Source organism: Kitasatospora sp. NPDC087861 (genome assembly GCF_044742585.1).
Lineage (GTDB): Bacteria > Actinomycetota > Actinomycetes > Streptomycetales > Streptomycetaceae > Kitasatospora.
Map to the genome: position 1 here is coordinate 59,710 of NZ_JBIUUS010000023.1, position 7,106 is coordinate 66,815.

At 69.5% G+C, this 7,106-nt stretch carries 4 protein-coding genes; 2 read left to right on the top strand and 2 right to left on the bottom strand.

Translation table 11 applies throughout. The features are described from left to right. Positions 1-223 precede the first annotated feature (223 nt). Positions 224-1,609 (bottom strand): Mu transposase domain-containing protein, encoded by a 1,386-nt coding sequence (locus ACIOJE_RS28910; RefSeq protein ID WP_400780065.1) that lies wholly within the window; start codon positions 1,607-1,609, stop codon positions 224-226. Between the two features lie 586 nt (positions 1,610-2,195). Further along, a complete protein-coding gene (locus ACIOJE_RS28915) occupies positions 2,196-2,654 on the bottom strand; it encodes a hypothetical protein (RefSeq protein WP_400780067.1) in 459 nt (152 codons plus the stop codon). Between the two features lie 606 nt (positions 2,655-3,260). Between ACIOJE_RS28915 and ACIOJE_RS28920 the strand changes: the two genes are divergently transcribed. Both ACIOJE_RS28920 and ACIOJE_RS28925 read left to right on the top strand, forming a co-directional pair. Next, the gene (locus ACIOJE_RS28920) at positions 3,261-4,013 is read left to right on the top strand and encodes an IPT/TIG domain-containing protein (protein ID WP_280686150.1); all 753 of its coding nucleotides are present in this window, start codon (positions 3,261-3,263) and stop codon (positions 4,011-4,013) included. Between the two features lie 2,969 nt (positions 4,014-6,982). Further along, a partial coding sequence (locus ACIOJE_RS28925; protein WP_400780139.1) for an IPT/TIG domain-containing protein occupies positions 6,983-7,106 on the top strand: 124 nt, incomplete at its 3' end.

A 7,106-nucleotide genomic window follows, 5' to 3' on the forward strand; every position in this document is an offset into this window, starting at 1 on the left:
TGAAAAACAGTGCCGCGCCCATCGCGATGCGCTCACCGGGATGGGGCGCCGTTCGAGGCCGTGGTGGCACTCAGGCGGGGGGCGGCATCCGCTGAGATGACCCCCACGATGCGGACACACCTGACAATGGATCTTGTAGATCCAGGCAGGTGACGATCCGCGTGGCAGGGTTCAGGCGCCTCGCCAGGTTGGTGTGGCTTCGCCGGTAGGGCGTCGGGTCATGTCATCGACGCATGGCGAGGTGGATCACGGTCTCTGAACGGACGAGCTCGTTGCCCTCGGTCGGTTCCTTCCGGATCCGATCGAGAACGCCCGTCCACGACCAGGATCGGCCGGGGCGCCCCGGCGAACCGTCAGCCTGTCGACCGGGCTCTAATCCGTCCTCCTGACCGGCGTCCTGTCGGAGCTCTTGGGCCGCCGCGAGCGCTTCGGCGGACGGCGGACTGTACATCTTGCTGTGGCAGGCCGGCCTCGATACCGGGAGCGGGCGTTCGAGGCTGATCCCGTGCCGGCGGCCGATGACCGACAGGCTGGCACCGTCGGGCGCCAGTGAATGCTGAACGATCACCCTTCCACGAGGGGTCGTGATCGCCAGAAGGGGATCACCGAGCCTTCGGCGCACTTCCACGGTGTGACCGTGCAGATGCCGTGGAACCGCGTAGAGGTTGCCCCGGTAGGACACCATGCTGTTGGCCGAGACCGCGCAAGCCACGCTGATCTTGGCAGGGTACGGGTCGTGGGGAAGGTCGAGCAGGACCGTCGCAGCGGGCACGGTGTACCCGTCGTGGCCGCCGCTTGCCGCGGCCCGGCGAACGTCCATGAGCCTGGCCAGTCTGCTGAGGCTCTCCTGCGCCTCCAGCAGGCCGGTGTCCGCGCCAATGGTCTGCCACCACAGAACGAGTGCTTGCCTGATCGCCTCGTCGTCGGCGTGTTGCCCCGCCGGACAGAGATCCGCGACAACACCGTAGTGCTTCGCGACCTTGCCCAGCGCCGTGGCCAGTTTGCCACCTTCCGGGCAGTGGATCGGCTGCGTCCGGTCGAAGCGCCAGCGCCAGCCGGTTCCGCCGAACTGGCGCAGGATCCGGTCGACGGAGTCGACCAGGTGGCCGAGATCGATCTGCTCTGCGAGTGCTGCGCTCCAGCGCTGGGAGTGGGTCAGGCGTCCCACCAGGATGCAAGCATGAGTACTGCCCCAGTCCGCAGGGGGGTCGGAGAGGACGAACCAGCGGAAGTGCACTTCCTCCGCGTTGTCCGGCCGGCCGGGGCGGGTGCGGGGGGGACGCTGGCACAGCGGGCACCGGGGACGCAGCTGATGGGTCCGCAGAGCGCGGGTGAAGGTCGAGTAGCCGCCGCTGTAGCCCAGATCGACGAGTTCGGCGAACAGCGTCGACGCCTGGAAGTGGGCATCGTCCTGCAACCGCCGGCGGCAGTAGGGGATGAACCGCTCGAACTCGTCCCGGCCGGAGCTGCGGACTCCGACCGTGCGCTTCCCGCTCAGATAGGAGCTCACGGTCTTGCGGTCGCGGCCGAGGAGACGGGCGATTGCGGCGATGGACAACCCCCGGGATCGGAGGGCGCAGATGTTGATGTATTCCTCTCCGGTCAGCATTCCACTCCTAGCAGGCTTCGATATGGCGTACGGCTTCCTCATGGGACCCATGGGAAGCCAGGAAATATACACGAAGCCCGGGAGTGAGAGAAGAAAGGTTTTTGCAAGACATCGTCGATTGCTGTGCAATTTGAGTGAGCGAATAACCATGCAATCAATTGACAAAGGCCCCACGCATGCCATGTCAAGTCGCATACGGATCTCGGCCAAACAGCGGCCGGATCCCGACTGTTGAGTGCTTAATGATTTTCGCAAGCGTGCCATGGGGGGACGACTGGCATAGACCTCTGCGGATACGTGAGTGCTCGCGGTTCTCCCCGGAATTTCAGGCCAGACATGCGTCTGGCCGCCCGTCGCACAACTGTGCTCAGCGTGCCAGGGTTCGCATGGGCACGGATCCCCGGACGGTTGCCCTGCCGTGCCGCCGCTCAGCGAAATGGTCACTGGCATATGCCGGTGTGCACGCTCACCCGCGCGCCCCCCGTCTGCTCCCATGCCCGGTGTTCACCAGGCCCGGCGTCAGCAACGGTTGACACTTCGCAGGGTTCCGCGCCGCGCACCAGAAGCGCACGCGGCCGCCAGGGGGTCAACCCTCGGACGGCCCCGTCGGTGTGGCCAGGAGGAGCGCGCCCTGCGGTCCCGGGTGCCGGCTGCGCATCGCCCGCGTACGGCTCGACCACACTCTCGTGCAGCCGTATCCGGGCGAGGTCCGCAATCGGGCGCGGCCGGCGGCCTCGGCGAACGCGGCCCGGCGCTCGCGCAGCCGGTCGGTGCCGGCCACCGCCTGCGCCCACGGCCGCTCCGGGCGCTCGGTGTCGGGCAGCAGCTCCGAGGCCATGCGCGGGGTGGCGGTGAAGTACAGGCGGCGGGCGGCCGGGACCTGGTCGTCGTCGCGGGCGGCGGCCCAGGCCTTGACCTCGGAGCCGGCGGTGCGGTGGGCCTCGTCGACGGCGACCGGGTCCCAGGCCGCCGCGGGGCGGAGCCGATTCCTTCCGACGGGACCGGCGCCGGCGGCCCGCACCCGCACCGAAGGGCCGACCGCCACTCGGCGAGGAAGCCCCGCTCCCCGCGCCAGGGCCGTCCGCGGGACGGCCCTGGGTTGGTCCACGACGCTGACGCGGGCTCCGACGTTCCGTCACCATCGGCGTCGTGCGAACCGGCGCAACCGACCGGGAGGGCGCCCTGGCGCTACCGGCGAGAAGTGAGACCGAAGGCCGGAGACGGGCCACGCTCACAGCCAGCACGTGCCGCCAATTGGGTGATCTGGCGTCAAGCACCTTGCCTGCTTGTCACCTCAATGGGTTACTGGGAGTGTCCAATCCGGTGGGTCGCCCATCCTCTCCGGGGGAGTGGGGCGTCGGCCTGCCGTATGGCCGGTCACTACCGGTGGCGCCGTGGGCTCTCCTGGCAGGGGCGTGAACGATCCGCCCGCCACCGCGACCGGCGACAGCCATCCAGGGTCGTCTCGCCCTCACGCCCGGAAAGCGGCCCGGCCACACCCGTGGACCGGCCCGCCGGCGCCCGGTTCACCGCCTCGGCCGTCCGTTTCGCCCTCGCCGGGGCCTGGCCCGACCCGCACCGTGCGTGACCTGTGACTCTTCCTGGGCACGCACGGTGCGCGGTTCACCTCACCCCGTTCAAGGAGGCAGTCGTGCCCATCTCCCCCAACCAGGGATCGTCCGGCGGCGGACAGAGCGTCGTCATCACCGGCACCAACCTCGGTGGGGCCACGGCCGTGCACTTCGGCTCCAAGCTGGCCACCATCACCGCCAACACGGCCACCTCGGTCACCGTCATCTCCCCCTCCGGCAGCGGGGTGGTCCAGGTGACCGTGACCACCCCGGGCGGCACCAGCAACCCGCTGAACTTCTACTACGTCGGCGCGCCGTTCAAGGCCGCGCTCAGCGACACCTCCGGGCCGCTGGCGGGCGGCAACGTCATCACCATCACCGGTACGGGGCTGTCGACCGCCACCGCGGTGCACTTCGGAGCCAATACCGCCACGCCGACCGTCGTCAGCGACAGCGTCATCACCGTCGCCGTGCCCGCGGGCGCGGCGGTCGGATCCGTCGGGGTGAGCGTGACCACCGCGGGCGGAACCAACAACGGCTTCTCCTACACCTACGTGGACGTGCCCACCGTGACCGCTTTCACTCCCGCCTCGGGCCCGGCCTCCGGTGGCACCGCGGTCACCATCACCGGCACCTCCCTGAGCAGCACCCAGTCGGTCACCTTCGGTGGCCAGTCGGCCCCGTTCGTCGTCATCAGCGACACCACCGTCACCGCCGTCGCGCCGCCCACCCTCGACGGCGCCCCCGGGCCGGCCAACATCACGGTCACCAACACGGCCGGCAGCGTGACCGCCGCGACCCCGTTCCAGTACCTCGCGAGCCCGGGGGTCTGAGCCAGGAGTCAGACACTGACCACCTGAACCGCGTGGCCAACGAGGCCGTCCGCCCGGGCGGGACCGTCATCGGTCCCGTCCGGGCAGATCCCGTCCCACCGCACCCGGTGCCCGATTCCTCGGCCGGCCCCGGAAGAACGGGGTGGCCGCCTGATCGCGCGACAGGACCGGCACGATCGCAGGGCGTGACCTTCGTCGCATCATGGAAGCGATCCGGTACGCCGACCGCACCGGCGTCTCCGGCGCTGCCTCCCGCACGACTTCGCTCCATGGGAGACCGTCTACGGATACTTCGCCGCCGGGCAGCAGGACGGGGGCGTTCGCCCAAGCTCAACGGCCCTCTGAGGCGCTTGGCACGAGAACGGGCGTGATCCCGAGCCGGGCGCCCGCGCGCTGGATCCCCAGAGCGTCAAGACGAGCCGCGCCGTGCCGGTGAAGGAGACCGGGGACGGAGGACACGCATCCGACTGTTGTCCGACGGACCGCCGGATGACGTTCCTGGCACGCCGGGCCATGACGAAGCCCGGTCATACGCGCCGCGACCGACCGGAGGCCGTGCACGGCGTTCACGGCTGCGGCGCGCTGGACGATGCCGCCCGCGTCGAGATTCCGGCCGTGGACCGGGCCCTTGAACATTCGCCGATGACGGGACCTCATGAGCGGCTGTCGCTGACCGTGCTGGCACGCAGCGCGAACTCGATTGAAGCACCGTCAGGAGGTGCTGCAAGCATTCCAACTCTGTTCTCCAACTCTGTCCACTCCTCTTCCGGTCCGCCCGCAGGACATCCCGCGATAGAGAAGGGAAGAAGCAGACCGACGAGGAAGGAGAGCCGGGCGACCGCCTCGCGTCGGCCCGCAGAGCGTCCGACGGTACGGCCGATCCGAGCGCCGCTCCCGGACGGTTCGGGGAAAGCGGCGAAACCGCCGCCGAGGGCGCCCAGGTGCAGCGGATCGCCGCGATCTGGATCAGCGCACGCAAGGCCGCCGACTTCGGTCCACACTGCGGGGCGACGGCACTTCGGGACTTCACTGCGGCAACGACCACCGTTGGTGTGACCGAGCCGGCCGGTGAACTGGCCTACGGCGGTCGCGACTTGGATGGGAACCGAGCAGCCGTCCTGGGTCGGCCTGGGCGAAGCCACCAACGCCCGGTACGCCGGTGCTGCGGCTGAGCCGGGCTTGCGGAGCACCTGGCAGCCGCCCCGGGTCGTTCTGCGGAGACTGCGACGAAGGCTGGGTCTGCAGCCACGTCAACGGCCTGGAGGCCGCTGATCGCTGTGGTTGCACGGGTAGGCCGGCGACTCGGCCGGTACCGGGCTGCCGAGGACTCTGACACGGCTGTGAGACTGATCGACCCGGCCGGACCGTGAAACAGCGCGCGAACCGCCCAGGCCACGGATCGCCGTCCGCCACGTGGGGCGCGACTCCAAAACCTCACTTCCACGAGAGCGGAGACGGCGTCCACTCGGTGGGAGCGTCGATCGTGCCCAGCCGCCGGCCCCGGCCGGAGGCTTCGCGCGGCGCGTCCCGGCTGGGATGAGCAATTCCGAACGGCAGAAGGTGGGGAATTTGTCCATCCGTGGCCGCGCCGTCTCTTGGGCCGCGGGCAGGGAAGTCGCGATCTTGCCGGGTGAGGAATAAGCACGCAAATCCCGCACAGACAGGTCTGTTTTCGCTGATCAGCGTCGGTCGCGCCGCTATGGCACTGGCCATTTCTCCGGATTGCGGGAGATGGCAGGACACTGCGCCAAGCGGGTGAAAGCGGGTCGGAAGGCTTGTCACCGATTTCACGGCTCTGGATTACTTTTCTGTATCCAACCGGCGGGCCGCCCAACCCTCCTGGGGGAACGTGCAGCCGGGCGCCCGCTGTGCTTCAGGCGGCGGTGACGTGCGGCTCGCGATGGGCACCCCCGTGGAGGATCTGGATCCATCTGCCGGCGCCGTCTCGGCGGTACCGGCAGATGCGGCGGCTTACATACGCCAGGAGGCGTCATGCAAGCAATCCAAAGGTTCCGAAGCGTGCTGGCCCGTGCGGCGGCCGGGTGGTCCGCCGGCTCCTCTCCCTCGTACCGTCGAACGACGACTTCAGCGCTGTGGTGCTGGGGGCTGTTGGGGTGGTACGTACCCACGGTGTTGGCGGAAATTCAGTCCGCGCGCGAACCGTCGACGACGAAAAGCGTACCCGCAGCCGCCTACGACCAGGTTTTTGAGCGGGACTCCGGCAGGATGCGCTCGGCCGAGTCCGTCCGTGGAAAGCACAGGCGGCGCCGAGGGCGGATCGGCCGAGGACGGCGTTTCGGCCGCACGGACGAGCGTCCCGACGACAGCGACCCGGGCAAACGGCGGTGAGCTCCTTCACGGGGACAAACAGGCCCCTTCGTGCCGGCCCACGTGGGTCAACGGCACTACCGGGCCACATGTCATGGCGTCAGACCACGTCGTACCTCGACTGCCTACGAGTCGGACAACGAGCTCGCCGGTCGGCCAGGCGTCGTCGTGCCGGTCACTTGGGCCCGACCTCGGGGCCCGCCCGTGAGGGTTCCCCGGAACGAATCCGGCGACCTCTCAGCCGACTCCGACCGGAGATGTGCTCGCGTCGCTCGCGGACGTCGCGGACGCCGGACCGATGGTCGTCACCGTACCCGGGACCGCCGATGCCCAGGACGTTCACCACTGGTGGGACCCCGGCGAGCGCACTCACCCGTGTCCTGCCGCCCGGACTCTGATGACCGGCGGCCCGCGCTCGACGCGGCGGTCGGGAGTCGGCACAAGCCCCGCTTCGGGCGGGGCTGTCCCGCCGCCCAGCGGCTCACCACCCCTGACGAGCCCCGGTCGATGTTCCCTCCGTCGACCGGGGCTCCCCACCTCGGCGCCCGTCGCATCCCTGGGCAGACAGCCGACGCTTCAGGCGCCTTGCGCACGCACGACATTCGTCAACTCGGAGACTGTACAACCCATGGGGGTAAGTCATGGTTGATCACAACATTCCGGTGATCGATTCGGTCAGTCCGGCGTCGGGGGCGGCGGGGTCGGTGGTGACGCTGACGGGCAGCGGGTTCACGGGGGCGTCGGCGGTGCGGTTCGGTGCCGTCG

Excerpts from the sequence above, each read along its gene's own strand:
- ACIOJE_RS28910 (WP_400780065.1), bottom strand. The coding sequence starts at position 1,609 with ATGCTGACCGGAGAGGAATACATCAACATCTGCGCCCTCCGATCCCGG.